The organism is Microbacterium mcarthurae (genome assembly GCF_046064585.1).
GTDB lineage: Bacteria > Actinomycetota > Actinomycetes > Actinomycetales > Microbacteriaceae > Microbacterium > Microbacterium mcarthurae.
Genome location: NZ_JAROCE010000001.1, coordinates 1,027,791 through 1,052,469, shown reverse-complemented (window position 1 = coordinate 1,052,469; position 24,679 = coordinate 1,027,791). Strand labels below are relative to the sequence as shown.

Annotated in this window: 25 protein-coding genes, 1 tRNA gene and 1 other RNA gene; 12 read left to right on the top strand and 15 right to left on the bottom strand. The window is 72.0% G+C overall.

Annotation, left to right across the window (positions count from 1 at the left end; translation table 11 throughout):
• Positions 1-20: 20 nt before the first annotated feature.
• On the bottom strand, positions 21-911 hold the full coding sequence (locus tag P5G46_RS05095; RefSeq protein ID WP_408905117.1) for an SDR family NAD(P)-dependent oxidoreductase: 891 nt from the start codon (positions 909-911) through the stop codon (positions 21-23).
• A 195-nt stretch (positions 912-1,106) separates the two neighbouring features.
• Between P5G46_RS05095 and P5G46_RS05090 the strand changes: the two genes are divergently transcribed.
• The 4 genes from P5G46_RS05090 (at position 1,107) to P5G46_RS05075 (ending at position 4,622) form a co-directional block, all read left to right on the top strand.
• Complete coding sequence (locus P5G46_RS05090; RefSeq protein ID WP_375095898.1) at positions 1,107-1,880, top strand: MBL fold metallo-hydrolase; 774 nt, start codon at positions 1,107-1,109, stop codon at positions 1,878-1,880.
• Between the two features lie 78 nt (positions 1,881-1,958).
• A complete protein-coding gene (locus tag P5G46_RS05085; RefSeq protein ID WP_408905116.1) occupies positions 1,959-3,107 on the top strand; it encodes a zinc-dependent alcohol dehydrogenase in 1,149 nt (382 codons plus the stop codon).
• A gap of 14 nt (positions 3,108-3,121) precedes the next feature.
• Positions 3,122-3,682 carry a hypothetical protein gene (locus tag P5G46_RS05080; RefSeq protein ID WP_408905115.1) on the top strand — a complete coding sequence of 187 codons (561 nt, stop codon included), beginning with the start codon at positions 3,122-3,124 and terminating at the stop codon, positions 3,680-3,682.
• 97 nt (positions 3,683-3,779) lie between these two features.
• On the top strand, positions 3,780-4,622 hold the full coding sequence (locus P5G46_RS05075; protein ID WP_375095986.1) for a UbiA family prenyltransferase: 843 nt from the start codon (positions 3,780-3,782) through the stop codon (positions 4,620-4,622).
• Between the two features lie 71 nt (positions 4,623-4,693).
• On the opposite strand, the gene P5G46_RS05070 is transcribed toward P5G46_RS05075, so the two are convergent.
• The 3 genes from P5G46_RS05070 to P5G46_RS05060 all read right to left on the bottom strand — a co-directional run bounded on the left by P5G46_RS05070 (position 4,694) and on the right by P5G46_RS05060 (position 7,636).
• Positions 4,694-5,800, bottom strand: a complete 1,107-nt coding sequence (locus P5G46_RS05070) for an FAD-dependent oxidoreductase (protein ID WP_408905114.1) — start codon at positions 5,798-5,800, stop codon at positions 4,694-4,696.
• Positions 5,793-6,452, bottom strand: coding sequence for a methyltransferase domain-containing protein (locus P5G46_RS05065; protein ID WP_375095985.1), 660 nt, complete (start codon positions 6,450-6,452; stop codon positions 5,793-5,795). Before P5G46_RS05065 ends, P5G46_RS05070 begins: the two co-directional genes overlap by 8 nt.
• A gap of 86 nt (positions 6,453-6,538) precedes the next feature.
• Entirely contained in the window at positions 6,539-7,636 is a 1,098-nt protein-coding gene (locus P5G46_RS05060; protein ID WP_408905113.1) for a type III polyketide synthase, read from the bottom strand.
• Between the two features lie 161 nt (positions 7,637-7,797).
• Between P5G46_RS05060 and P5G46_RS05055 the strand changes: the two genes are divergently transcribed.
• Complete coding sequence (locus P5G46_RS05055) at positions 7,798-8,121, top strand: hypothetical protein (RefSeq protein WP_408905112.1); 324 nt, start codon at positions 7,798-7,800, stop codon at positions 8,119-8,121.
• Between the two features lie 23 nt (positions 8,122-8,144).
• Here P5G46_RS05055 and P5G46_RS05050 read toward each other — a convergent pair whose 3' ends face one another.
• From P5G46_RS05050 to P5G46_RS05030, 5 genes are all read right to left on the bottom strand, one after another.
• Positions 8,145-8,987 carry an SDR family oxidoreductase gene (locus tag P5G46_RS05050; RefSeq protein ID WP_375095893.1) on the bottom strand — a complete coding sequence of 281 codons (843 nt, stop codon included), beginning with the start codon at positions 8,985-8,987 and terminating at the stop codon, positions 8,145-8,147.
• A 107-nt stretch (positions 8,988-9,094) separates the two neighbouring features.
• Entirely contained in the window at positions 9,095-10,291 is a 1,197-nt protein-coding gene (locus tag P5G46_RS05045) for a glycosyltransferase (RefSeq protein WP_408905111.1), read from the bottom strand.
• 234 nt (positions 10,292-10,525) lie between these two features.
• On the bottom strand, positions 10,526-11,101 hold the full coding sequence (locus P5G46_RS05040) for a DUF3618 domain-containing protein (RefSeq protein WP_408905110.1): 576 nt from the start codon (positions 11,099-11,101) through the stop codon (positions 10,526-10,528).
• A complete protein-coding gene (locus P5G46_RS05035; protein ID WP_375095890.1) occupies positions 11,098-11,511 on the bottom strand; it encodes a phage holin family protein in 414 nt (137 codons plus the stop codon). The genes P5G46_RS05040 and P5G46_RS05035 overlap by 4 nt, the downstream gene beginning before the upstream one ends.
• Positions 11,489-12,187, bottom strand: coding sequence for a hypothetical protein (locus P5G46_RS05030; RefSeq protein WP_408905109.1), 699 nt, complete (start codon positions 12,185-12,187; stop codon positions 11,489-11,491). The genes P5G46_RS05035 and P5G46_RS05030 overlap by 23 nt, the downstream gene beginning before the upstream one ends.
• 195 nt (positions 12,188-12,382) lie before the next feature.
• On the opposite strand from P5G46_RS05030, the gene P5G46_RS05025 reads away from it, so the two are divergent.
• Positions 12,383-12,841: a MarR family winged helix-turn-helix transcriptional regulator gene (locus P5G46_RS05025; protein WP_239276952.1), complete on the top strand. Its 459-nt coding sequence runs from the start codon at positions 12,383-12,385 to the stop codon at positions 12,839-12,841.
• Positions 12,842-12,884: 43 nt separating this feature from the next.
• Here P5G46_RS05025 and P5G46_RS05020 read toward each other — a convergent pair whose 3' ends face one another.
• Entirely contained in the window at positions 12,885-13,229 is a 345-nt protein-coding gene (locus tag P5G46_RS05020) for a hypothetical protein (RefSeq protein ID WP_239276953.1), read from the bottom strand.
• Between the two features lie 181 nt (positions 13,230-13,410).
• On the opposite strand from P5G46_RS05020, the gene P5G46_RS05015 reads away from it, so the two are divergent.
• Positions 13,411-14,331 (top strand): helix-turn-helix transcriptional regulator, encoded by a 921-nt coding sequence (locus P5G46_RS05015; RefSeq protein ID WP_408905108.1) that lies wholly within the window; start codon positions 13,411-13,413, stop codon positions 14,329-14,331.
• 14 nt (positions 14,332-14,345) lie between these two features.
• Here the strand turns inward: P5G46_RS05015 and P5G46_RS05010 are convergent, their stop codons facing one another.
• Both P5G46_RS05010 and P5G46_RS05005 read right to left on the bottom strand, forming a co-directional pair.
• The gene (locus P5G46_RS05010; protein ID WP_408905107.1) at positions 14,346-15,839 is read right to left on the bottom strand and encodes a SulP family inorganic anion transporter; all 1,494 of its coding nucleotides are present in this window, start codon (positions 15,837-15,839) and stop codon (positions 14,346-14,348) included.
• 167 nt (positions 15,840-16,006) lie between these two features.
• Positions 16,007-17,290 (bottom strand): hemolysin family protein, encoded by a 1,284-nt coding sequence (locus P5G46_RS05005; RefSeq protein ID WP_408905106.1) that lies wholly within the window; start codon positions 17,288-17,290, stop codon positions 16,007-16,009.
• Positions 17,291-17,686: 396 nt separating this feature from the next.
• Here P5G46_RS05005 and P5G46_RS05000 point away from each other — a divergent pair, with 396 nt between their 5' ends.
• From P5G46_RS05000 to P5G46_RS04990, 3 genes are all read left to right on the top strand, one after another.
• A complete protein-coding gene (locus P5G46_RS05000; protein ID WP_375095886.1) occupies positions 17,687-18,067 on the top strand; it encodes a MerR family transcriptional regulator in 381 nt (126 codons plus the stop codon).
• Entirely contained in the window at positions 18,064-18,636 is a 573-nt protein-coding gene (locus P5G46_RS04995; protein WP_408905105.1) for a GNAT family N-acetyltransferase, read from the top strand. The genes P5G46_RS05000 and P5G46_RS04995 overlap by 4 nt, the downstream gene beginning before the upstream one ends.
• 54 nt (positions 18,637-18,690) lie before the next feature.
• Positions 18,691-18,782: transfer RNA gene (locus tag P5G46_RS04990), tRNA-Ser, on the top strand.
• A 61-nt stretch (positions 18,783-18,843) separates the two neighbouring features.
• On the opposite strand, the gene P5G46_RS04985 is transcribed toward P5G46_RS04990, so the two are convergent.
• Genes P5G46_RS04985 through P5G46_RS04975 form a run of 3 tightly spaced genes read right to left on the bottom strand, consistent with a single transcriptional unit; the run spans position 18,844 to position 23,432 of the window.
• The gene (locus tag P5G46_RS04985; RefSeq protein WP_375095884.1) at positions 18,844-21,147 is read right to left on the bottom strand and encodes a transglutaminase TgpA family protein; all 2,304 of its coding nucleotides are present in this window, start codon (positions 21,145-21,147) and stop codon (positions 18,844-18,846) included.
• Entirely contained in the window at positions 21,134-22,378 is a 1,245-nt protein-coding gene (locus P5G46_RS04980) for a DUF58 domain-containing protein (RefSeq protein ID WP_408905104.1), read from the bottom strand. Before P5G46_RS04980 ends, P5G46_RS04985 begins: the two co-directional genes overlap by 14 nt.
• Before the next feature lie 7 nt (positions 22,379-22,385).
• Positions 22,386-23,432 (bottom strand): AAA family ATPase, encoded by a 1,047-nt coding sequence (locus P5G46_RS04975; protein WP_375095882.1) that lies wholly within the window; start codon positions 23,430-23,432, stop codon positions 22,386-22,388.
• Between the two features lie 153 nt (positions 23,433-23,585).
• On the opposite strand from P5G46_RS04975, the gene P5G46_RS04970 reads away from it, so the two are divergent.
• Positions 23,586-24,494, top strand: a complete 909-nt coding sequence (locus tag P5G46_RS04970; protein WP_408905103.1) for an ROK family protein — start codon at positions 23,586-23,588, stop codon at positions 24,492-24,494.
• 20 nt (positions 24,495-24,514) lie between these two features.
• Positions 24,515-24,611, top strand: an RNA gene (gene ffs, locus P5G46_RS04965) — signal recognition particle sRNA small type.
• Positions 24,612-24,679: the final 68 nt, after the last annotated feature.

Here is a 24,679-nt window from a genome sequence, read left to right as displayed (position 1 = left end):
GCCCTGGCATCCGGGGTTCGTCAGCGCGGGCGGCGGACGGGAACCCGGGGCCAGCTGCCACTCACCGCGCCCGGGTCATGCTGTGGCGCGAGCACCGCGCCCGGAGTCGGGGCGGCGGGCCTTCGGCGAAGGCCGAGGGTGCGTTGCAGTGCGCGGATGAATCGGTCGTACACGCGCGGAGCGATCGCCTGCAGCGGGCGGGTCACGAACTGCGCCGCGCCCACGCCGACCTCGAGCCGCCGCCCGCGTGTGACGCGCACGATCGCGCGTGCGACGCGGTCCGCCGAGACCACGGGGGGCAGGGGGAACGGTGTGCGACCGGTGTAGTTCGCGGCGCGTTGGTAGATCGGCGTGTCGATGCTCGCCGGCAGCACGACCCTCACGCGGATGCCGCGGTGCGCGAGCATCTCCTGGCGCAGCGACCGCGCGAAGCCCAGCAGACCGTGCTTCGCCGCCACGTACGACGAGACGTACGGGCCCGCGACCTGGGAGTACAGCGAGCCGACGAAGACGATGGTGCCGCCGCCGCGCGCCCGGAAGTGGGGGAGCACGGCGCGGGCCGCGCGCATGTGGCCGACGAGGTTCGTCTCGACGACCCGGTCGCGCACGGCATCCGGTGTGTCTTCGACCGACCCGTACGAGAAGACGGATGCCGCAGCCACCCACACATCGATGCGACCGAAGCGGACGATCGCGGCGTCCGTCGCCCGGGCCGGGCCCTCGGGGGTCGCGAGGTCGATGGCGAGGGTGAGCACCTCGGCACCGCGACGGCGGCAGGCCTCGGCGGCGGAGGCGAGGGCGACCTCGTCGCGCGCGACGAGCACGAGACGGGTATCGCGGCGAGCAAAGCGCAGCGCGGCCGCGCGCCCGATCCCTCGGGATCCCCCGGTGATGACGACGACCCGAACCATGCTGCCCCCTTCGCGCGCAGCCCCGGTGGCTCGTCACGTGTGCCGCGACAGTAGGCGGCGGCGGGGCGAGATCGGAGGGGGTTGACGGTGGGGATGCCGGCGAGCGGATGCCACGGGCGGTGACGAGATAACAGCACGTCGGCGCCCCCGCAACCCCGTGTGCGGCCGGTGGCCTCCGCGCGGAGGGTGTGCGGCATGTCGAGTACACACACGGAACTCGGGCGCACGCCCGACGGCGTGAGAGAGGTTGCCGACGGCGTGCTCATGATCACGCGCGCCCTCACCAACAGTTTCCTCGTCGACACCGACGACGGCCTCGTGCTCATCGACGCGGGGCTGCCGCGCAGCTGGCCGTACCTCGTGGCGGCGTTGGCCGCTCACCGCAGCGGCCCCGACGACCTCGTGTCGGTCGTCCTCTCGCACGGCCACTTCGACCACGTCGGCACGGTCGACCGTCTGCAACGGGTGCACCACGTGCCGATCCACGTCAACGAGGCCGACGTCCCCCTCGTGCGGCATCCCTACCGGTACGATCGCGAGGCCTCGCGCGCGCTGTACCCGCTGCGCCACCCTGGCGGCATCCCTGTCTTGGCCCGGATGGCCCGTGCGGGTGCGCTGTCCGTCCGCGGCGCCGAGGCGCTCGGCGACATCCGCCCCGGGGCACCCCTGCTGGGCGGTCTCGTCCCCATCCCCACGCCGGGTCACACGTACGGCCACATGGCGTTCCACCTGCCCGACCGAGATCTGCTCTTCACCGGCGACGCGCTCGTCACCTTTGACCCGTACACCGGCCGGGCAGGGCCGCAGATCGTCGCCCGCGCCGCCACGGCTGACAGTGCGGCCGCGCTCTCGGTGCTCGCCGCGCTGACCCCGACGGGAGCCGGCACGCTCCTCCCCGGGCACGGCGACCCGTGGACCGGCGGGGTCGAGCACGCCGTGCTCAACGCGCGCGCGACGGGCCCCCACTGAGACCACCGCGCGCGACGACCGGATGCCGCGGGCCGAGCCCGTTGACAAGACCCCCCGACCCACGAAATGAGAGCACGCATGAGAGCGATGACCTACCGCGGACCGTACAAGGTGCGCGTCGAGAACAAGCCCGATCCACGTATCGAGCATCCGAACGACGCGATCGTCCGCGTCGAGCGGGCCGCGATCTGCGGGTCGGACCTGCACCTGTACCACGGCCTGATCCCCGACACCCGTGTCGGGCACACCTTCGGGCACGAGTTCATCGGCAGCGTGGTGGACGTGGGTTCGTCGGTGCAGAATCTCTCGGTGGGCGACCGCGTCATGGTGCCCTTCAACATCGCGTGCGGAACGTGCTTCTTCTGCGCGCGGGGGCTTCTGAGCAACTGCCACAACGTCAACGCGAACGCCACCGCGGTCGGCGGCATCTACGGCTATTCGCACACCGCCGGTGGCTTCGACGGCGGTCAGGCCGAGATGGTGCGCGTGCCGTTCGCCGACGTCGGGCCGCGAGTCATCCCCGAATGGTTGCACGACGAGGACGGGCTCCTGCTCACCGACGCCTTCTCGACCGGCTACTTCGGCGCGCAGCTCGGCGACATCGTCGAGGGCGACACCGTCGTGGTGTTCGGGGCGGGGCCCGTGGGTCTTGCCGCCGCCCGGTCGTCGTGGCTCATGGGCGCGGGGCGCGTGATCGTCGTCGACCAGATCGACGCGCGCCTCGAGGCGGCCCGATCGTTCGCGCTGGCTGAGACCCTCGACTACCGAGAGCACCGCGACATCGTGGTCGAGCTGAAGAAGCAGACCGACTGGCTCGGCGCCGACGTCGTGATCGACGCGGTCGGAGCCGAGGCCGACGGACACTTCCTGCAGCACCTCACCGGGGCGAAGCTCAAGCTGCAGGCCGGTTCGCCCGTCGCTCTGAACTGGGCGATCGACTCCGTCCGCAAGGGCGGCACCGTCTCGGTCATGGGCGCCTACGGCCCGTTGTTCAGCGCCGTGAAGTTCGGCGACGCGATGAACAAGGGCCTGACCATCCACACGAACCAGGCGCCGGTCGCCCGGCAGTGGCCGCGTCTGCTCGAGCACATCCGTGCGGGGCACGTCTCGCCCCGCGAACTCATCACCCACCGCATCCCCCTCGAGCACATCGCCGAGGGCTACCACATGGTCTCGGCGAAGATCGACGGTCTCGTGAAGGCCGCCGTCCTCCCGCCGACCACCTGAGAGGAGTCGCAATCATGGCCTACACCGCCGAAAAGCCCACGCCCCCGCCGAGTGCCGACGAGCTGCGCGCCCGCATCCCCGGGTGGGGCGCCGACCTCGACCCGGCCGACCGGCCGTCATTCCCGAAGGAGCAGCGACTCGATCTCAATGCCCACTGGGCGTTCCCCGATGAGCAGCCCGAGCCCCCCGGTGGACGCGAGCGATCCATCGAGCACGGCCGCCTCACGCCCGTCTTCGGAACCGCCCAGCCGCTGCACGGCGTCTCCGGCGCGATCCGTCGTTACGCCTACGCCCGCTTCAGCGAGGCCCGCGCTGCGCACTGGCTGCTCCTCCTCGCGGCCGACCGCGTGGATGCCGGTGGTGCACACCTGCGATCGCTGCTGTCGCGGCATCCCGACAACCCGATCACCGAGACCGGCGTGCTCGCCGAGCGTCACTGGTCGCCGCTCGGCGACCGGCTCGGGCGCGTGGACGCCCGTCACCAGTGGATCGACCCGCTGCTGGTCGCCGGCCCGTGGATCCTCGGCGTAATCGGCGTCGTGGCCGTGGGACGGCGGATTCTGCGGCGTCGGTGACGCGGCACCTCGCGTCCGCTCGAAGGGTCGGCATCCGTGGCCTCGTGACCCCGGGCGCCGTCCCGGACGGTCTGCCTCGCGGTAGCGTCGTCGCGTGATGGATGCCGTGCCCCGCCCTCCCGCCCGGCCCCACCTCGTGCGAGCCCTGTGGGGCGCCACCCACCCCGGGCCCACGCTGGTGGTCACGGTGCTCTCGCTCGCCCTGGGCATCGCGGCGGGTGTCGAACCGCTCCGTCTCGCCCTGTTGGTCACGGCCGTCTTCGCCGGTCAGGTGTCGGTCGGGCTGTCGAACGACGCGATCGACGGCGCCCGCGACGCCGCGGTGGGTCGTCTCGACAAGCCCATCGCCGGGGGAGCGGTCACCCCGGAGCTCGCGCTCGCGGTGGCCGTGGCATCCGCCGTCGTCGCCGTCGCTCTCTCGGCGCCCCTGGGTGCGGGCCTGCTGGCCGCGCATGCCGTCGCCCTCGCCTCGGCGTGGGCCTACAACGCTGGGCTCAAGTCGACGCCGTTCTCGATCGCGCCGTTCCTGTTGAGCTTCGGGCTGTTCCCCTCGTTCGCGACGCTGTCGCTCCCCGCGCCCGGCCTGGCCGCCCCCTGGGCGTCGCTCGCTGGCGCCGCACTCGGCGCGGCGGTGCATCTGACCAACGTCGTCCGCGACCTCGACGACGATCGTCGGACCGGGGTGCGCGGGCTCCCGCACCGTCTTGGTGCCCGCGCATCGGTGCTCGTCGCGGCCGCCGGGATCGTTGTCGGGGGACTCGCCGTGCTCGTCGGTCCGACCGGGGCGCCCTCCCCGCTGGCCGGAGCCTTCTTCGCGGCGGTCGTTGCGGCCGCCGCGGCCACCGTCGTGCTGGCGCTGCGGCGCCCGCCCGGGCGCGCCGTGTTCCGGGTGACGATGCTGGCGGCGCTGCTGCTGGCGGCGCAGCTCGTGCTGGCCTGAGGGGGCGATCGAGCAGGCCGCGCACGGATCGCGCGGGCGTCGCAGCACCGGTCTCTCGGGCGGGACGCCCGTCAGTCGCGCGCCGCGCGGTCGAAGCGCATGGCGTACGCCCGTGCGAACGCCTCGGCGCCGGGGCCGCGCAGGACCGTGCGCAGCGCAAGCGATCGTGCCGCGTGCGCGGTCGGGCCGGCCGCCCGACCGAGCACCGTGTTCAGTGCCGCCAGCCGTGCCGCGTGCCGTGCCGAGGCGAGCCGGTCGCCCTCCCACCGGGCGAGGCCGTCATCGCGCCCCGATCGCACCCATGCTGTGAGGAGCGGGCTGAGCGTCAGGGCGTCGAGAAGGCCGAGGTTCATGCCTTGACCGCCGATCGGACTCACTTCGTGCGCCGCGTCTCCGACGACGAACACCCGTCCTCGCCGCAGCGCCGGCGCGACCGCCCGCCGCACCCGGAACGTCGAGGCGCCCGCCGTGTCGATGTCGACACCGGTGCGGGCGGCGACGGCGTCGCGGAGGAAGCCCGCGGCATCCGCCACCTCGTCGCGCCCCGTCCATGCCACCACGCGGCGTCGGCCGCCGGGCAGCGGGAACGACTCGATCACTCCGTCGCGCTCGAGGTGAACGAGGGCCGTGGGCCCACCGGCGCCGACCGTGTCGACCATCGCGTAACGATCGGGGTAGTGCCGCGTGTGGACGGCGCCGGGGCGGTAGACGAGGCTTCGACCCGACCATCCGGATGCCACGACGACCAGACCCGCGCGAACGTCACCCTCGTCCGTCTCGACGCGCACCCCCGCTCCGTCGTCGACGACGGCCGTGACCTGGACGCCTCGGCGCACGGGAGGGGCCAGAGCCGTCAGAACCGCCGTGGTGTCGGCCTGGGGGAGCGCGGCGACGTAGGGGTGCCGTGCGCGTAGCCGATCGAAGCGGATCGCGGCGAGCAGTCGCCCGTCGGCCCGCGCTTCGCCGCGACGGATGGTCACCGCCCGCTCGAGCAGCGCGTCGGTCGCGCCCGACACCTCGAGCAGGGCCAGGGCGGGGGAATGGATGCCGATCGCCCGCGTGCCGTCGTCGATGCCCGTCCGTCGCTCCAGGATCTCGACATCGATGCCGCGCGCGCGGAGATCGGCGCCGAGCGCGAGGCCCACGGGGCCCGCTCCGACCACGAGCACCTCAGGCACGGGCGTGCCCCTTCGCCGTGGCGAGGAGACGGAATGGTGCCGGGGTCTCCACGCGCCAGGGGGCGCCCAAGGCGTTCGCGAGCTCCGGAGCCCGGTAGCTGCGACGAATCGAGCGCAGCCCGTCAACGCGCAGGAGGGTCCCCGCCGCGAGGGGAGCGACGCCGACCGCGTACAGGGCGTAGGCAAGGCGTCCGCGGGCGATGTCGGCGTGCAGCACCGACCCGCGTGACAGCGCCCGGGAGTCCTCGGCGAACGCCGCGAGACCGGCGGCGTCGAGGTGGTGCAGAACATGGTTCGAGAGCACGAGGTCGAACGTCTCGCCGGCCGCCAGGAGTTCCCTCGACCCTTGCGCGGTGAAGACGAGCCCGGGGCGCTCCCGCTCCCGAGCAGCGTCGAGCGCGCGGGGGTCGGGGTCGGCGCCCACCCATTCCACGTCGAGGCCGTCGCGGGCGGCGAGCGCTGCCAGGCGCGCCACCACATCGCCCCCGCCGCAGCCGAGGTCGAGCACTCGCGCGGGTCGGCCGAGCGCGCTCAGCTGCGGGCGCACGCGCGTGCGGTACACGTGGCCCCACGCCGAGACGAGACGGTTCACCACGTCGAAACGTCGATAGGTCGCCGCAAGGGCGAGCGGATCGCAGTCGGGGTCGTCCATCAACTCGGTGACCACCGTGTCGCGCGCGTCCAGGCCGGGCCCGAACAAACCCCCGCGGTCGGCGGCGCGGGAGCGCCGGTCGGCCGTCACGCCACCGGGCGACGCAGCACGAGGCGCGCCGCCTCCACCGTGAGGCCGGGCCCGAACGCCAGGGCGGCGACGCGATCGCCGTCCGCCCGGTCCGGGTCGGCGAGGAGATCGCGCAGGATGAACAGCAGCGTGGCGCTGGACATGTTGCCGTGGGCGCGCAGCACCTCGCGCGAGGGGGCGAGCGCCGCGGCATCCAGGGCGAGCGCCGACTCGACGCGGTCGAGGATGCTCCGCCCGCCGGGATGCACGGCCCACGCGTCGACCTCGGCGAGGTCGCCCAGGACGTCGGCGGCGATCGCGGCGATCTCGCGCCCGATGATCCGCGGCACCTCGGGGGTGAGCGTCATCTCGAACCCCGAGTCGCCGACCGTCCACGCCATGTCCTTCTCGCCCTCGTCGGTGACGAACGTGGCGAAATCCTCCAGGTCGAGACCAGCGCGGCCGCCCTCCGCGGCGGCGACGACGGCCGCGGCGGCCCCGTCGGCGAACACCGACGCGGCGACGATCTGATCCGGATGCGACGACGTCTGCCAGTGCAGGGAGCACAGTTCCGCTGCCGCGACGAGCACCACGGCGTCGTGGTCGGCGGCGACGATGCGGGCCGCCAGGCGGAGGGCGGGGATGGCGGCGGCGCACCCGATGAAGCCCAGGTGATAGCGCTCGACGCTCGGCGAGAGATCCAGATCACGGACGAGGAGGTAATCCGGTCCGGGAGCGAACATGCCGGTGCACGAGACGGTCACCACGTGCGTGACGGCTGCCGCATCGCGCCCCGACCCGGCGATCGCGCCGCGGGCGGCTTCGGCGAAAAGTGCGGGGGCGGTACGGCGGTACTCGTCGTTGCGTGCACCGGTCGGGGGCATCAGCAGCGCGTCGCCGTCTCGCGCGGCGAGTCCCCCCTCCGCCGCCGCGCCAGCCAGCTGCGGCAGCACGGTATGGCGGGTGTCGATGGCCGCGGCGTCGAACGCGGCACCCACCAGGCGCTGGCTGCGCCGATCGAATCCGGGCTGGGCGGCGAACAGGTCGCGCAGCGCCGACTGGGCGACACGGGTGCGGGGCAGGGCCGTGCCGATCGAGAGGATGCTCGCGGTCATGCCTCACTGTAGGCACGGTTGGGGCGGTCGGTGGCGGGGATGGTGTCACCCGCCCCTGCCGTCTATGGTGCCGAGAGTTTCGTCCGGGGTGTCAACCCCTTCCGATTCGAGGGCGCGTCGACCGTACGGTGGCCGTTCGCCACCGACCGGAAGGCCCCCCCATGAGCGATGTCGACCCCACCCGTGTGACCCACCAGGATGCCGTGCGCCGACCTACGCCGCGCGTGTGGGTCGTGGCATCCGGGCTCCTGGCGCTCGTGGCCGTCGTCCTTTTCGCGTTCTCGATCCCGGTCGTGGCCGCATGGGCGTGGATCGGGATCGCCTTCCAGGTCGCGATCTTCGCGGCGATCGCCGTCAACGGGCTGACCGGGCGCCGCGGCTCGTACCAGGGCTACATCTTCGCGGTGCTGATGTGCGTGCAAGCCGCGGTGGCGCTGCTGGTCATGGTGGTCATCGCCGTCGCCGCGTGGGCGCCCCTCGGCTGACCGAGGGACGCCCGCGGTCGAGGTCAGAGGATCGGCTTGCCGCCGGTTACGGCCACGCGTGCCCCCGAGATGTAGCTGCCCTCGTCGGAGGCGAGCAGGACGTAGACGGGCGCCAGTTCGGCCGGCTGCCCGGCCCGGCCCAGCGGCGTCTGCTCGCCGAAGCTCTCGACGGCCTCCGCGGGCATGGTGGCGGGGATGAGCGGAGTCCACACCGGCCCCGGGGCGACGCTGTTGGCCCGGATGCCACGCTCGCCGAGGAGCTGCGCGAGCGAGGCGGTCATGTTGGCGATCGCGGCCTTCGTCGCGGCGTAGGGCAGGAGCGTCGGATTCGGCATGTCGGAGTTCACCGAACTGGATCCGATGATCGAGGCCCCCTCCTTCAAGTGGGGGAGCGCCGCCTTGACGAGGTGGAAGTAGGCGCTGACGTTGGTGGCCCAGGTGTAGTCCCACTCGTCGTCCGACACCTCCTCGAGGGTCTCGTGGCTCATCTGGAACGCCGCGTTGCTCACGAGAACGTCGAGGCCGCCGAGCTGGTCGACGGTGTGGGCGACGAGGTCGCGGCAGTGCTGCGGATCCGAGACGTCTCCCGGGAGGAGGATGGCGCGACGACCCGCGTCCTCGACGAACCGGCGGGCCTCTTCGGCATCCTCGTGCTCGTTCAGGTAGGCGATCGCGACGTCCGCTCCTTCGCGGGCGAAGGCGAGGGCGACGGCCTTGCCGATGCCGCTGTCACCGCCGGTGATGAGGGCGACCTTGCCCTCCAGTCGTCCGGACCCGCGGTAGCTGTCCTCGCCGTAGTCGGGTCGGGGATCCATCGCCCGGTCCGTACCGGGCACATCCTGCTGCTGAGCGGGCTGCTGAGCCATATCGTCCTCCTGGGGGGTGGGGTCTTCCGACTTCACCCGCTCCGGCGCGAACACGCACGAGGGTTGACAGCTCCCGCGTCGCGAGGAGGGCGCCTGCCCGCGAGGTGTCAGGCGGCGATCACCTCGGGGAGGACGAGCCCTTCGATCGCGCCCCGGTAGTCGGCGATCATCCGCCGACGATCCAGACGACCCCGCGCCGCGATGGCTGCCGAGCGCAGCCGCGGGCGATGGAGGAGGGCCTCCTGCCACGCGGCGCAGACCGCGTCGGCATCCCGCGGGGTCACGATGCCGAAGCCCGCGACGACGCGCGCCGCGTCGCCGACGTCGGTGGTCACCGGGATCGCGCCGGAGGCGGCCCCCTCGGCGAGACACAGGGGCGAGGCCTCTCCGAATGCGCTCGTAAGGGCCACGACGTCGGCGATGCGATAGAGCGCGGGCATGTCCTCGCGCAGACCGAGCGCGTGCACCGGCACGCTCGGGTCGATTCCCGCTTGCGCCACGAGGCTCGCAAACCCCGGGTTGCCGTATGTCATGCCCGAACCGCACAGGACGTAGTGGGACCCGGGGTGTCGCCGCGAATGCCGTGCGACGGCGTCGAGGAACAGCCCGGGGTCCTTCATCGCATCGAAGCGCGCCGCGAGCATCACCACCGGTGCCGACTCCGGGATGCCGAGGCCGAGCCGGATGCGGCGTCGCTCCGCGCGCGTCCCCGGGCGGAACCGCCGCGTGTCGATGCCGTTGTCGATCACCCACGCGTGCGTCGTCGAGACCCCCGCGCGGGCGTACGCGTGCGCGGTCGACGCCGCGCACGAGATCGTCGCCGACACCGCTCCCGATGCGCCCGCGTCGACGAGCCAGCCGAGGGCCGGGCCGGAGTGCGTGGGGTCGGAGCGGTGCAGGCACGCGGCGGTCGGGCGGTCGGGGAGCATCCCGGCCCGGTCCAGCGCGACGATGAGACTCAACGGCTGCTCCTTCAGAGAGAGCACGATGTCGGCATCCGCGATGACGGCGGCGGCGTGCTCGAGCTCGGCCCGGCTGAAGGATTCGGGCGTCATCGGGTGGTCCCCGGCGACGCGATCGAACATGTCGATCGACACTCCGGCGGCGCGCAGTGCCCGAAACCGCGCGTCGTCTCGCGCGTCCTGCAACGAGGCGTCCCTCCGGGCGGCGGAGGTGAGCGAGAGCACCCGGTGATCCTGGCCCCCGTCGGCGGCAAGGCCAGCCACGACGTCGGAGTGGAGGATGCGGGCTCCTCCGGCGAAGAACCCCTCGTAGAGGGACAACACACGCACGGGTCGGGTCATCGCGGTCGCTTTCCGGGGAGGGCGCCGCGGTGCGGTGCCGGATCGTTCACCGCGGATGCGGTTTCCCCATGCTGAGGCGTCCACCCCCGGTAACGGGTTACGCCGCGAAGACCATTGCGTGAACGCGTACGCCTCGACAACGACATCGACGCGCCGGTCCTCGGGGGAAGGACCGACGCGTCGGATCAGGACCGCGGGACGGAACGAGCCCGGTGCTCCGTCCCGCGGTGTCTGTCAGGCCTGGCGCACGTTGTCGCCGGCCTCGTGGGCCTGGTCGCGCACCGTCTCCGCCGCCGACGAGGATTCGTCCTTGACGTGCTGCACGGCCTCGGTGGCCCGGTCCTTGACGGCGGTCGCCGCTTCGGTCGCCGGTTCCTTCAGGTCGTCGACGATCTCGTGAGCGAGATCCTTGGCCTGGTCGACGACCGGCTGAGCCTTGTCCTTCACGGTGGCCGCGGCGTCACGCTCGGCCCGCGTGGGCGGGATGAGGGATGCCACCACGAGACCCACACCGAAGGCGACGAGGCCCACGGCCAGGGGGTTGCCCTTGGCCTTCGCCTTCGCGTCGTGCGCGGCGCCGTGGACGGCGTCGGTCGCGCCGTGGGCGAGGCCCGATGCGCCCGAGGCGGTGTCATCGGCCGCTCCCATCAGGCGGTCCTTCAGGTCGCCGATGGCGCGGTGGACCTTGTTCTTCTGCCGGTCCACGATCTTGGACGGCGTCACCTTGTCGGCGAGGGCGTCGACGTCGGAGCCGAGCGTCTCGCGGGTGCGCTCGATCTCGGCGCGGATGGCTTCCGGTGAATCGGTCATCGGTTCTCCTCGTTTCTGCTGAATGCTTCCGGGATCTCGCGGAGGGTCTCGGCCGTGACCGGGGCGCCCTCCACCTTCTTCAGTTCGCCGCGGCCGACCGCGTACAGGATGCCGGCCACGATCGCCCACACCACGGCCACGACCACGCCGGACCAGGCGTAGCCCATCAACTGGGCCAGTGCCGCCCAGAGGGCGAGCGACAGGAAGAGCACGACCATCCCCGCGGCGTACCCGGCGCCACCGAGGAGACCGGCTCCCTTCGCGGACTTGGATGCCGAATCCTTCAGTTCCGCCTTGGCGAGCGTGAGCTCCTGCCGCATGAGGGTCGACATGTCCCGCGTGACCTCGCCGACGAGCTCGCCCAGGGACGAGTTGGCGGCGCGCTGCTCAGACGGTGTCGGGTCGGTCATCGCGCACCTCGTCTCCGCTGCCGTCGATGAGGTGGGCCGAGCGGCTGTAGACGGGAGTGTCGCCCGCGATGCTCTCCGAGGCGCGCGCGTCGGCATCGGCCTCGGCGAACCGCGGACCGGTGGGCGTGACCACCGCGGCGGAACCGGACGTCCGCGAGCTCGATCCGCTCGAGGTCGCCCCGGCCGCGAGCGCTCGGCTCAGCCGGCCGACGACGAGACCCGCCACGGCCGCGCCCAGAATGAAGGCTCCGGGGCGACGCCGCGCGAAGGCCTGCACCTCTTGCAGAAGCTCCTGCGGCTCGCGATCGGCCAACCATTGACCGGCCGTCGAGGCGTGCGTCGCGATGCGCCGCACGAGGTCGCCGGCGAGGCCGGACCCCTCATCCGCGTCGGCCATCCGCGACAGGTCGTCGCCGAACGTGGATGCTCCTGCCGCGAGGCGCTGCTGCTGACTCGCCGCTTGATCGGACAGTTCGCGCCCGGTCTGGCTGAGGATTTCTGAGAACTGGGCTTTGGCCTCACTGGCCACGGCGACGGCTTCCTCTTTGCCGGTCCGTGCGACCCCGGCGGCTTCGCCCCGGGCTGTCGTCGTGACCCCGGCCGCTTCGTGCGCGGCGGTCTGCGCTTTCGCGCCCGCGTCTGCGCCTCCGTCGTGCGACGCGCTGAACTGCGACATGGTCGCTCCTTCCGTCGTGCTGTTGGGCTCCCCGGTCTAGGCCCGATCCGGCCCGCGGCGCGCGACCCTTGCGCACGGCGATCCTGCGTGCAACGCGCGCAGCGGCTGTCATTGCGCGCTCTCAGGCCGAAGAAAGCGCGGATCGCGGCCGTGCGCGCCAACGGTGGTGTCACGGCATGAGTACGATCAGGGCTCGTGCAGAATTCCTTCGACGCCCCGACGTCGTCCGACGCGGATTCCGAGCTGGGTCGTGCGCTTCTGGCCTACGACGAGGCGCGTCGCGCCGCTGCCGCGGAGGCTCGTCGAGCTCTGTCGCTGAACGAACTTGACGCCAAGGCATTGCTCTTCGTCGCCCAGAACCCCGGAGCCCGGCCGTCGCACGTGCGCGACCATCTGGGCATCACGTCGGCGGGAGTGACGACCCTCATCGACCGTCTTGTCCAGCGCGGTGCGGTGAAGCGCGAACTGGACGTGGTGGACCGGCGGGTGAACCACATCACGGCGACCGTGGATCTGGACGCGCCACCGTGGTCGGCCCTGCGGGCTTTCGACGGCGCGGTCGAGTCGGCGATCGCGACGATGGATCCCGGTGAGGCGCGCATCGTGGCCGCGGCGTTGGAACGTCTCACAGCGGCCGGCGCGGCATCCCGCTGACCCGCGTCAGCGGCGAGCGCCCCTCCGCCCCTGCGGCGAGCGCTCAGGCGCGCGAGTGGACGAACGCCTCGGCGCGCGCCTGGAGGAATGTGCACAACGCCGAGAGCATCGCCAGCTCGCCCGAGAGCGCCAGGACGCGCGCCGAGCCCAGGGGGGCGGCGTTCTCGCGCGGTTCGAAGGTCACCGCCCAGCCGGTCGATCCCGCTTCGGTCTCCGGCGCGACATAGAACGTGGTCGAGACGCTGCGCAGCTGCGCGGCGATCAGGCCGGTGTCCGACTCGTCCTCGCCGTCCTGCGGGATCACACGGAGGATCCCGGCGTCGTCGTATCCGAGCGCGCGGAAGTCATCGATCCACGACTGGAGCGTCGTCATCGTGCGGTAGGGCATGGAATGTCCCATCGGTCGTGCCGCGGGGGCGGCGGAGGCTTTTCGATTATGGGTCCCACGAGCGGGGAACGCATCTTCGCCGCGCATGGAACCGATTCCATGCCACAGATCACCGCACGGCGCAATGGTCTATCCGCAAATCGCAACGCGAATCTAGAAATCCTGCGTGGAGCATACGCATGTGGAGACCAGAGACGTCGCGACAGTAGAGGAGATGTGGCAGACCGTTCTCCCGGGCACCCGTATCTCTCGCGCGGACGGCATCCAACCGGCGTTCGTCTTCCACGGTGTTGCCGACACCGGCTTCGGATTCTGCGACTACACGATCGGTTCGATGATGGTGGTCGACACCGACCCGGGCGACCAGATGATCGTCGGCCGCATCGCCGGTCCGCGTGTTCGGGCGACCTATCGGAAGGAACGGGTCGATACGACGGTACCGTTCCTGGTGGTCGACCGGCCGGTGGAGATCGCCTTCTCGGGTCGCATCGCGGGGACGGTGATGTCGTTCGCCCGTGCCGACGTGGACGAGGTCGCACGACGGCTGACCGGTGACGACACGTTGCGCGTGCGTCCCACCGGCCACGCCCCGCTTTCGGAACAGCGCTTGCGCTACTGGACGCGAACGTGGGAGTACGGGCGGGACGTCCTTCTCCGCGCCCCCGAGCGCACGCCGTTGATCGAGCACCAGGTGCGATCGCTCTTGCTCGAGGCGACTCTGATGGCGTTTCCATCCAGCTTCACCGAGGCGCTCGCGGCGGGGCGTCCGGCCCGGCCGCTCCCGGCTCCCGTGCGCCGGGCGAAGGCGTACATCGAGGCGCATGCCACCGGCCCGATCGCGCTCGCCGATATCGCGCAGGCGGCGCGACTGTCTCCGCGCGGTCTGCAGTACGCGTTCCGTACCGCGACCGGGCGCACACCGATGCAGTACGTCCGACGAGTGCGGCTGGATGCCGCCCGCGCGGAGCTGCGGCACGCCGACCCGTCCGTCGACACGGTCGCGGCCATCGCCGCCCGCTGGGGGTTCTCCAACCTCGGACGCTTCGCAGCGATGTATCGGGGCGAGTTCGGAGAGACTCCGTCGACGACCCTGCGGTCCTGACGTCTCGGCGGCGCTCAATGGCCGCCGTCGAGTCGACCGCTCAAGCGCTCGTGGAAGCGCGAGGTCGCGTCGTTCATGCCGGTGATCTCGACCGCCGTGCCCAGCCGGGCGTAGCGGGTCTGGACGGCGTCGAGAGCGGCGACCGTCGAGGCATCCCAGACGTGCGACGCGGACAGGTCGATCTCGACGCGCGAGGGGTCGCGATGGTAGGCGAACTTCGTCGTCAGGTCGTTGCTCGAGGCGAAGAAGAGCTCGCCCTCGACCCGGTAGCGGGCGACTCCTCCCTCGACCTCGCGGTGGACGACGGTGAGGTTCGCGACGCGGCGGGCGAAGAGGACCGCCGCGGCGAGGACGCCGACTCCGACACCGATGGCGAGGTTGTGCGTCCATACGGTCACGGCGACGGTCGCCACCATCACGACCGTTTCGCTCACCGGCATCCGGCGCAGGGTGGCGGGGCGGATGCTGTGCCAGTCGAAGGTCGCGACGGACACGACGATCATGACGGCGACCAGCACCGCCATCGGGATGATCGCGACGACCTCGCCAAAGACCAGCACGAGAACGAGCAGGAACACGCCGGCGAGGAAGGTCGAGATGCGGGTGCGTGCCCCGGAGGCCCGGACGTTGATCATGGTCTGGCCGATCATCGCGCAGCCGCCCATCCCGCCGAACAGACCGGACAGGACGTTCGCGGCGCCCTGACCGAGGGACTCCCGCTTCTTCGAGGACGGGGTGTCGGTGATGTCGTCGACGAGAGCCGCGGTCATCAGGGATTCGAGCAATCCGACGATCGCCATCGCGGCGGCGAACGGGAAGATGATCGCCAGCGTCTCACCCGTCAGGGGCACGTTCGGCAGCAGGAGAGCGGGCAGACTCTCGGGCAGGGCGCCCTGGTCGCCCACGGTGGGCACGGAGATGCCGAACACCACTGCCGCTCCGGTCAGCAGGACGATCGCCACCAGGGGAGCGGGCACCGCGCGGGTCACGCGCGGAAGCAGGTACATGATCGCCAGGCCCGCGGCCGTCAGCGGATAGACCATCCAGGGCACGCCGATGAGCTGCGGCACCTGCGCGACGAAGATGAGGATCGCCAGCGCGTTGACGAACCCGACCATGACGCTGCGCGGGATGAACCGCATGAGTCGGGCGACTCCCAGGAGTCCGAGGACGACCTGCAGGATGCCGCCGAGGATCACGGTCGCCAGCAGGTAGTCGACGCCGTGGTCCCGTGCCACGGGAGCGATCACGAGCGCGATGGCGCCGGTCGCGGCGCTGATCATCGCGGGCCGGCCGCCGAGGAAGGCGATGGCCACGGCCATCACGAAGGACGAGAAGAGTCCGAGGCGAGGGTCTACCCCCGCGATGATCGAGAAGGCGATGGCCTCGGGGATGAGCGCGATCGCCACGACGAGACCGGCGAGGGCCTCGCGAGTCAGAAGGCGTGGCGAACGCAGGGCCTGGAACACGGTGGGTTCCGGGCGCGGGCGCGCGGGGGCGTCAGTCACGGGGACTCCGGGGAGGGGGGAGACAGAGGGGGTCGCGGTCGCGACGGGGCAACTCTACCGTAACGAGAGGTTTACGCGCGCGGCGACGTGGGGCCGTGCGCGGAGGCAGGCGGGGACGCTCCCGGGCACACGCCTCGCGCGGAGGGTGGGCCGGCGGGCGGACCCGCTCACGATGCCGTCGTTGTGCCCTTCGAGTGACGTGTGATGCGAACGCCGGCAATACGTCGACGGTCGAGCGCCGTGACCTGGATCGTGGCGTCGGATACGTCGACGGTGTCGCCGACGACCGCGAGTCGCCCGAGCTGCTCCGTGATGAATCCGGCGATGGTGTCGGAGGAGCCGCGGGGGAGCGCCAGGCCCGTCGCCTCCTCGAAATCCTGCAGATTCAGGCGCCCGTCCAATTCGTCGCCCGCGGCCGGGTCAGCTGCGGTGTCGTACTCGTCGAAGATCTCCCCCACGACTTCTTCCACGAGGTCTTCGAGCGTGACGATGCCGTCTGTGCCGCCGTACTCGTCGACGACGACGCCGATCTGGTGGCCGTCCGCTCGCATGCGCGTCAGCGTCGGGAGGACTCGCGCGGTGGCGGGCAGATACGGGATCGGCCGGACGAGCCGCTGGATGGAACCCCCGGCGTCGTCCGCCGCGGCCTCGAACAGGTCGCGGACGTGGATGAACCCGACGATGTCATCGATCGACTTGTCGGCCACGGGGTAACGCGAGAACGGAAGATCGTGGACCTGCGTCACGGCTTCGCCGACCGTCGCCGTCTCATCGAGCGCCACGACCTCGGGGCGGGGTCGCATGACCTCGCTGATCTGGCGACCGCGCAGCGAGAGCACGTCGTCGAGGATGCGCCGTTCATCGTCGGGGAGGCCCTGGTGGGTCGCCACGATGTCTCTCAGCTCGTCGTCGGTCATCTCGTCGGCGGTCTTGTGGGGGTCGCCGCCCAACAGCCGCACCAGGGCGTCGGTGGAAACGGACAGCAGCCAGATCACAGGGCGCATGATCGTCGCGAACCCGTCGAGGACGGGGGCGACGACGTAGGCGAACTGCGCGTTGCGCTGAATCGCGAGGCGCTTGGGCACGAGTTCGCCGAGCACCAGCGACAGGTACGCGATGACGAGCGTGAGCAACACCGTCGAGATCGTCAGCGCCACGGGTGCCGCGACCCCGAGCGATTCGAAGAGGGGGGCGACGGACGGTGCGAGGGAGGTGGCTCCGTAGGCCGCCGAAGCGAAACCGGCGACGGTCACACCGATCTGAACCGCCGAGAGGAACGTGTTCGGATTGCGAGCGAGGCCGGCGACCTTCTGCCCGCGGCGCCCGCGCGCCGCGATCGTGTTGATCTGACTCTCGCGAAGTGTGACCAGCGCCATCTCGGTGGCGGCGAAGACGCCGCCGACCAGCACGAACACGAGGACGAGGGCGATGTTGAGAGCGAGGTCGCCCATCAGCGGGTGCCGCCGTTATCGGTCGGGTTCGGTGCGCTCGGGCTGACCCGGGCGTACGGACTGTCGGGGTCGTCGGCTGCGATGGTGCGCCGCTGCGTGGTCACGGGGGTTCCTTCTCCCTGGGGATGATGCTCGAAACGGCGGTGCAGGATGCGAGGAAGCGCCGCTGTGTCGAGGGCCCGGCCGCGAGCGCGGCCGGGATGATCGTGCGTCGAAGGATATCGAAACCACCTGCAAAGCCCCCGGATGCAGAGGCGATCGGCCGCCGTCGGGACAAGCCGCGCGAGGAGCTCCGCGAGGGCGTCGGCCGCGGGGATCCGTCGGAGGATGAGGGACAATCGAGGGGGCCGCGGTCGCGGCCCGGAGACTCCATCGTGACGAGAGGCGTGCCGATTCATGGATGCCAGCGACCGGGTGCGGCCCATGCAGATCGGGGAGCTCGCCGAGCGGACGGGTTTGTCGATCCGCACGCTCCGCCACTACGACGAGATCGGTCTGCTGCGTCCGTCGGCGCGTTCGGAGGGCGGATTCCGGCTCTACACCGCCGATGACGAGTCTCGTCTGCTGCTGATCCGCCGGATGAAGCCGCTCGGCTACTCGCTCGAGCAGATGGGCGAGCTGCTCGCCGTGGTCGACGGCCTCGCCTCCCGGCCCGACGATGCCGCCCTGCGGACGCGGTTCGACGAGATCCGTCGCGAGGCCGCCGAGCGGCGCGATGGGCTGCGCCGTCAGCTCGACGCCGCCGACGAGTTCCTGGCCCAGTTGGCCGCGCGATGACCGGCCACGACACCGAGCTGACCGGCTACGGCGTACGTCTCGCCCCGGCTCGCCCGCACGACGCGGGCGATCTCTGGCCGCTCACCGATCCGCAGCTGTGGAACGGCATGACGACGCCCTGGCCGGATTCGGTCGCGGCGTACGCGGCGCATATCGAGCGGCAGAACGCGACGTCGGGCGTTCTGGCGTTCACGGTCCGTGACGCGGGAACGGGCGAGGTGCGCGGTTCGACGACGTTCTACGACTACGCGCCCGCGCAGGGTCGCGTCGAGATCGGCACCACCTGGTACGGCCGCCGGTTCCAGGGCGGACGGACGAATCCCGCCGCGAAGCTCCTCCTCCTGCGTCACGCGTTCGACGTGTGGGGACTGCGCCGCGTGGCCCTTCGGTGCGACGCACGAAACGAGCGGAGCGCCCGCGCCATCGAACGCTTGGGCGCCCGCCCCGAGGGGCTGCTGCGGCAGCACCGTGTCGCCGCGGACGGCTCGATCGGCGACACCCTCTACTTCTCTATCCTCCGCGACGAGTGGGCGCAGGTGCGAGCGGGGCTCGAGGCGCGCCTGACCTGAGCGCGGGCGGCACCCCGACGGGTCGAGGCCGGCGGCCGTGTAAGATCGTCTGTTGGAAGTGTGTCCGAGCGGCCTAAGGAGCATGGCTGGAATCCATGTAGGCGGGGTAACTCGCCTCGCAGGTTCAAATCCTGTCACTTCCGCCACAGAAAGAGCGTCGCCCCCGATCCATCGGACGGGGGCGACGCTCTTCCTTCGGTGAGGTCCTCACCCGACCGGCTCGGGCACCGCGACGGGCGGCGAGACCGACCGCATCGTGAGCGAACGCGGCAGCACGGCGGCGGCCAGGCGGCGCGCCGGTGTCGCTCGCGCGCGCAACCGCGCCCGCACTCGTGCGACCGCGTCGGTGAACGCGGGACCGGCCGCGGGGTCGGCCGCCTCCTCGGCGTACACGGCCCGCTCGACGGCATCCCGCAGAAGATCGACGTCGGTGTCGTCGGCGTCGTGCTCCTCGATGAGTCGCGTGGCGAACGCGCGCGGCGACTCGACATCGGGGGAGGGGATGCCGAGGTCCACTGCGCTGGCCCGCAGCTCACCCCACCCGGCGGTCGCGTCGCCGCCCAGGGCACGGCGCATCCGCGAACGGCGCTGCCCGGCGCGCACCGCACTCGGCAGCACGGCGGCGCCGAGCGCGAGGATGACGACCGTCCACAGCAGCACCGCCACCGGGCTCGTGGTCGCGGTGCCGTCCTGGCCGGCGGTGACGGTACCCGCGCCACCCGGATCGTCGAGCTGCGGTGCGGTCGTGCGCGTCGCCTCGGGCACCGCGGCATCCTGCTGATCGGGGGTGTCGGCGGGATCGGACCCCCCGCCGGTCGTCCCCGAGACGAAGTTCGTCGGCACGCCCAGACTGTTGGTGGGTTCGAACGGAACCCACCCGATGCCCCGGAAGTACACCTCGGGCCACGCGTGCAGCTGGCTGGAGGTCACGACGAACTCGGTGTTCCCCTGTTCGATGCTGCCCGAGCGGGTACCCGGGAGGTAGCCGACCACGATGCGCGCGGGCATGTCGAGCGTGCGCGCCATGACCGCGAAAGCAGAGGCGAAGTGCACGCAGTAGCCGGTGCGCTCCTGCAGGAACTGCGCCACGGCATCCATGCCCGCGCCATCGAATCCGGCTTCGACCGGTGCCTCGAGCGAGTAGCGGAACTGACTGCTCCGGAACCACGACTGCAGGGCGACGAGTGCGTCGTACGGCGACTGCGAGCCCGCGGTCACGGAGCGAGCGGTGTCGCCGATGATCGCGGGCACATCGGCGGGCAGGTCGCGCACGGCCCCGCCCAGCTCGTCGCCGCCGACCGGACGTGTCCGGATCTGCTCGAGGGTCGGTCGCGGGACGATCGCCTGGGCCGAATACTCCTGGTCGCGCGAGGACCCCGAGCGCGACACGACCGTGCGGTTCTCGGGAATGCCCAGCCACTCGCCCTCGAGCCCCGACACCGTCGACGCGGGGTAGGGGACGGGAAGCCACGGGCTGTCGAGATCGCCGACCGTGATGGTCGTGGTCGCGTCGGCCAGAGCGATGTCGCCGTCGACCGGGACGGGGTCGAACACGGGGCCCTCCGCGGGCACCGCCACGGCGTCGCCCGAATCGGGCTCCCATACCGATCCGTCGAACCGCGACAGCGTGACCGCCCGCAGGTACGGTGCGGTCGCTGCCGTCGTGGTCACGGTGAGGACGTCGACCTCTCTCGGCTGTCGCAGGTCGTTGCCCAGCTCGAGGTTGGGGTTGATCGTCGTGCCCGCACCCGTCCCCGTCCCCGAGGCGAACCGCAGCGCGGGCTGCGGAAGCAACGGAACGGCCGCAACCGTCACGACGACGGCGACCGCGGCGATGCCGATCGCCGTGGCCGACGCGCCCCGGGCGCGCGCCGCCACGCGGCGTCCCGATGTCCCCGCGCGCGTGCGGGAGCGGACGTCCATGCGCAACAGGAAGAGCACGGTGGCGGCGAGGAGGAGGACCGCCGGCACGTCCACGGCGGCGGGGATCGCGATCGTCGGGATGAGAGAGACAGCGACGAGTCCCACGCCGGCCAGGAGCGGCATCCGGGCGGTGAGGACCACGTGGTCGAGGACGACCGCGAGCCCGGCGACAGCAGCGACGAGGACGAACGACAGCCCCGTGGCGGGCACCACGGGCGCGACGCCCAGCCGGATCTCCTCGGAGGCCGCGGCGAACAAGGAGGGGACGCTCGCGAACGTCGCGGGGCCGGGAATCACCCCCAACAGGGCCGTTGAGCGCCCGAAGATCGCCGTCAGCAGGATCACTCCGACGCCGAGCTCGATGACGGTGGCCACGAGCGCGTTGAGGCGGAGGACGCGCACGGCCAGTCCGGACAGGAGCACGGCGGCCGTGACGGCGAGGGCGCCCACGGTCCACGCACCCGGCGCGATCACGGAGAAGACCGGAAGGAGGGCGGCCACGATACCGGCGTAGACACCGAGCGAAAGCAGCGCCAGGTCGCGCCGGCGTCGAGCCGGGGACGGGCTCGACGTATCAGACGCCGACACGAGCGGTCTCCGGTCGAGTCGCGTCTTCCCACGCGCGGGCGACGTCGCCTCCCGGGCGCAGCATCGACGCCTGCCAGCCCGCGCTCCCCAGAGTCGTGGCGGCCTGACCGTCGGTCACGGCCAGCAGCACGGGCAGCCCCGATTGCGGGGCTCCGGAGTTCAGTGCCGTCAGGTCGTCGGCATCCAGTCGTCCGGTGATGACGACGACCGGACCGAGCATCGCGCCGGCCGACGCGGGAAGGACGCGACGCGACGGATGATCGACCCGGGCGCGCAGAGTGGCGAAGGATGCCGCGAGGCCGCCAACCTCGGCATCCTCGCCGCCCTCGACGGGTTCGGCGAGGAGGTCGCCATCGCTGTCGACCACATCGACGGTGTATCCCTCGTGGACGAGCCGCGCCACGACGGAGACGCACGCCGACACCGCTGTCTCGAACGCCGGATCGCCGCCAGGGGCATCCGCGGCCGCGGGGGACCACCGGGAGAGTGCGCGATCGAGCACCACCGTCGCGGCGGGGCTCGACTCCTGCTCCTCCTGGCGGACCATCAGCGTGTCGCGGTGGGCGGTCGCCCGCCAGTGGATACGGCGCATGGAGTCGCCGGGAGCGTACGGGCGAGCGACGAGGTTGTCCGCACCCTGCCCGAGCTGCAGGGCGGCGCTCTGACGCGTGCCGCCGGGTTCGCCGGGTGCCGAGGGGAGGGGGGCGAGTTCGACGATCGTGGGGGCCACGGTCACCGGCGTCGCTCGTCCGACCCGGATGCGTCGACGGATCAGTCCGAACGGGTCGGTGGTCGTCACCACCAGCGGGCCGATCAGGAAGGGGCCGCGAACGGATCCCACCACCTCGTACCGCAACGCCACGGGGGCGGCGGAGCGGCGCAGCGTGGACGGGGCCGCGGGGAAGGGCCCCTCGGCGCGCCCCCGCAGTCCGGGCGGCACCGTGTCGGACCATCGACCGGGCAGGACCGGAACGGGCGTGCGGAGCGTCACCGAAACCCGGACCTCGGTGATTCCGCCCACTTCGGCGACCTCGGGCGCCAGCGTGCGTGTGACCTCGCCCGTCGGGCGCGCGACCAGCGCGCTCACCGCGGCGAAGACGACGAGCGCGAGCATCAGCGTCCCGAAGTACATCAGCTCGGGGATCGCGGCCCGCTGCGCCACGACGAACGACACGACCGCCAGGGCGAGTGCGCCGGTGCCGCGAAGGGTCAACGGCCAGCGCTGCGTCATGGTCGGGTCACGCTCGCTGGGCCAGGGGCACCCGGACGCTCGCGGCGATGCCCGCGAGCGCGTCGGCGACGACGACCGCTCCCGCGCGGCCGCCCGCCGCCGAGCGGTTCGCGATGAGACGGTGGGCGAAGACCGGTGCCAACAGTGCGGTGAGGTCGTCGGGGATGACGTAGGCGCGCCCGTCCAGCGCCGCCCGCACCTTCGCCGCGCGGACGAGCTGGAGGGTGGCGCGGGGGCTCGCGCCGAGCCGGATGTCGGGGTGGCTGCGGGTGCTCTGGGCCAGGGCCACGGCGTAATCCTCGAGCGCGGGGGCGACGTGCACTCCCCGGGCCCACGCGATCATGCTCGTCACCTGTCGCGCCGTGACCACCGGGGTGAGAGCGTCGAGCGGGTTCACGGTGTCGCGCTGGCGCAGCATGAGCGCTTCGGCGGCCGAGTCCGGGTAGCCCATCGAGATGCGCAGGAGGAACCGATCCCGTTGCGCTTCGGGGAGAGCGTACGTGCCCTCCATCTCGAGCGGGTTCTGCGTCGCGACGACGAGGAAGGGCGAGGGAAGCACGTGCGTGCGGCCGTCGACGGTGACCTGCCGCTCCTCCATCGCCTCCAGCAGAGACGACTGGGTCTTGGGGGAGGAGCGGTTGATCTCGTCCGCGATGACGATGTGCGCGAACACCGCGCCCGGTGTGAACTCGAACTGGCGCTGCACGGGATTGAACACCGAGACTCCGGTGATGTCGCCCGGGAGCAGATCGGGAGTGAACTGGATCCGGCGGACGTCGGCGTCGACCGTCGCGGCCAGCGCCCGCGCGAGCATTGTCTTGCCGACGCCGGGCACATCCTCGATGAGCAGGTGCCCCTCGGCTAGCAGCGCGATGAGCGCGCTGCGGACCGCGTCCGGCTTCCCGTCGATGACGCGGGACATGGATGCCAGGATCCGTTCCGTCAGCGCGGCGAACGACTCCGCGGTCAAGGGCGCCTCGCCGTCGGCACGAGAAGGCTGCGGATCGGGTCGGCGCAACCGCGGGGCCGCTTCGGGCGTCACCGTCTCGTCCATGGCATCCCTCGTGTCGCACTGCGGCGGAGGAGCGTCAGGGCCGCCGTGACCTGATCGTAACCTGCACGGGGCGGGCGAGGGTCGGATCTCGGCAGGTGCCCAGGCGTACGCGGCTCTAGGATCGGGCATCGTCGCCCATTCGAGGAGAGAACAATGCCCCTTGCCGCCCCCGTCCTCGCCGTCGACATCGGGGGAACGAAGGTGGATGCCGCCGTGGTCACCGCGGAGGGCGAGGTGCTGCGCGAGAGCGTCGCGCGTCGGCCTACCGGCCGGGACAACACGCGGACGGGCATTGCGGCGAACATCCGCGCCGCTGCGGAAGCAGCGCTCGGTGCGGTCCCCGACGTGCGAGTCGCGGCCATCGGCGTCGGCAGCGCGGGCCCGGTGGACCTCCCCGCCCGCTCGGTGTCGCCACTGAACCTGCCCGACGCTCGCGGCCTCGTGATCGACGAGGTGCTCGGCGGGCTCGTCGACGGTCCGCTCACCCTCGCGCTGGACGGGACGTGCATCGCGCTCGCGGAGCACTGGCGGGGAGCGCTGGTCGGCTCGCGCAACGCGATGGCCATCGTGGTGTCCACGGGCGTCGGGGGAGGGCTCGTGCTCGATGGTCGCCCGATCACGGGCGCGAGCGGCAACGCCGGGCACCTGGGCCAGACGTTCGTGCGCACGATCGAGGGTGACGCTGCCGCCGCGACCCTCGAAGCCGTCGCGGCGGGGCCGGGCTCGGTGGCGTGGGCTCGGGAGCAGGGCTGGATCGGCGAGACCGGCGTGGATCTCGCGGCGTCCTACCGTGGCGCAGACCCGATCGCCGTCGCCGCGGTGCGGCGGTCGGCCGCGGCGGTCGGGCAGGCGATCGCCGCCGCAGCGACCCTGTGCGATCTCGAGGCCGTCGCCGTCGCGGGAGGCTTCGCGCGCGTCGCCGACGACTACGTCGATCTCGTCCGTGCGGCGGCCGCCGCGGCCGCCGTCCACGATTACGCCCGCCGGTGCCGCGTCGTTGCGTCGGGGCTGGACGGTGACGGTCCGCTTCTCGGCGCCGCCGCGCTCGCGCTGCGGACCTGACGCGCGTCGGGTAGACTGGGGTCGGCTCTCCGCGTGGCGGCATCCAGGCCAACTCCCCCAGGACGGAAACGTAGCAAGGGTAACCAGGCTCTACCGGGTGCGCGGAGAGTCTTTTCATGCCCGGGGGCGGCATCCCCGGGAGGCCGAGGCATTCCCTCGACGCCGAGGCAACCCCGGTGTGTCGC

Bases quoted from the DNA above. Each gene is read 5' to 3' on its own strand.
- P5G46_RS04970 (WP_408905103.1), top strand. From the start codon at position 23,586: ATGCCCCTTGCCGCCCCCGTCCTCGCCGTCGACATCGGGGGAACGAAG.
- P5G46_RS04995 (WP_408905105.1), top strand. From the start codon at position 18,064: ATGACCGGCCACGACACCGAGCTGACCGGCTACGGCGTACGTCTCGCC.
- P5G46_RS05005 (WP_408905106.1), bottom strand. From the start codon at position 17,290: ATGGGCGACCTCGCTCTCAACATCGCCCTCGTCCTCGTGTTCGTGCTG.
- P5G46_RS05085 (WP_408905116.1), top strand. From the start codon at position 1,959: ATGAGAGCGATGACCTACCGCGGACCGTACAAGGTGCGCGTCGAGAAC.
- P5G46_RS05090 (WP_375095898.1), top strand. From the start codon at position 1,107: ATGTCGAGTACACACACGGAACTCGGGCGCACGCCCGACGGCGTGAGA.
- P5G46_RS05065 (WP_375095985.1), bottom strand. From the start codon at position 6,452: ATGGACGACCCCGACTGCGATCCGCTCGCCCTTGCGGCGACCTATCGA.
- P5G46_RS05080 (WP_408905115.1), top strand. From the start codon at position 3,122: ATGGCCTACACCGCCGAAAAGCCCACGCCCCCGCCGAGTGCCGACGAG.
- P5G46_RS05055 (WP_408905112.1), top strand. From the start codon at position 7,798: ATGAGCGATGTCGACCCCACCCGTGTGACCCACCAGGATGCCGTGCGC.
- P5G46_RS05050 (WP_375095893.1), bottom strand. From the start codon at position 8,987: ATGGCTCAGCAGCCCGCTCAGCAGCAGGATGTGCCCGGTACGGACCGG.
- P5G46_RS05040 (WP_408905110.1), bottom strand. From the start codon at position 11,101: ATGACCGATTCACCGGAAGCCATCCGCGCCGAGATCGAGCGCACCCGC.
- P5G46_RS05060 (WP_408905113.1), bottom strand. From the start codon at position 7,636: ATGACCGCGAGCATCCTCTCGATCGGCACGGCCCTGCCCCGCACCCGT.
- P5G46_RS04975 (WP_375095882.1), bottom strand. From the start codon at position 23,432: ATGGACGAGACGGTGACGCCCGAAGCGGCCCCGCGGTTGCGCCGACCC.
- P5G46_RS05030 (WP_408905109.1), bottom strand. From the start codon at position 12,187: ATGTCGCAGTTCAGCGCGTCGCACGACGGAGGCGCAGACGCGGGCGCG.
- P5G46_RS05035 (WP_375095890.1), bottom strand. From the start codon at position 11,511: ATGACCGACCCGACACCGTCTGAGCAGCGCGCCGCCAACTCGTCCCTG.
- P5G46_RS05095 (WP_408905117.1), bottom strand. From the start codon at position 911: ATGGTTCGGGTCGTCGTCATCACCGGGGGATCCCGAGGGATCGGGCGC.
- P5G46_RS04980 (WP_408905104.1), bottom strand. From the start codon at position 22,378: ATGACGCAGCGCTGGCCGTTGACCCTTCGCGGCACCGGCGCACTCGCC.
- P5G46_RS05075 (WP_375095986.1), top strand. From the start codon at position 3,780: ATGGATGCCGTGCCCCGCCCTCCCGCCCGGCCCCACCTCGTGCGAGCC.
- P5G46_RS05020 (WP_239276953.1), bottom strand. From the start codon at position 13,229: ATGCCCTACCGCACGATGACGACGCTCCAGTCGTGGATCGATGACTTC.
- P5G46_RS05045 (WP_408905111.1), bottom strand. From the start codon at position 10,291: ATGACCCGACCCGTGCGTGTGTTGTCCCTCTACGAGGGGTTCTTCGCC.
- P5G46_RS05000 (WP_375095886.1), top strand. From the start codon at position 17,687: ATGGATGCCAGCGACCGGGTGCGGCCCATGCAGATCGGGGAGCTCGCC.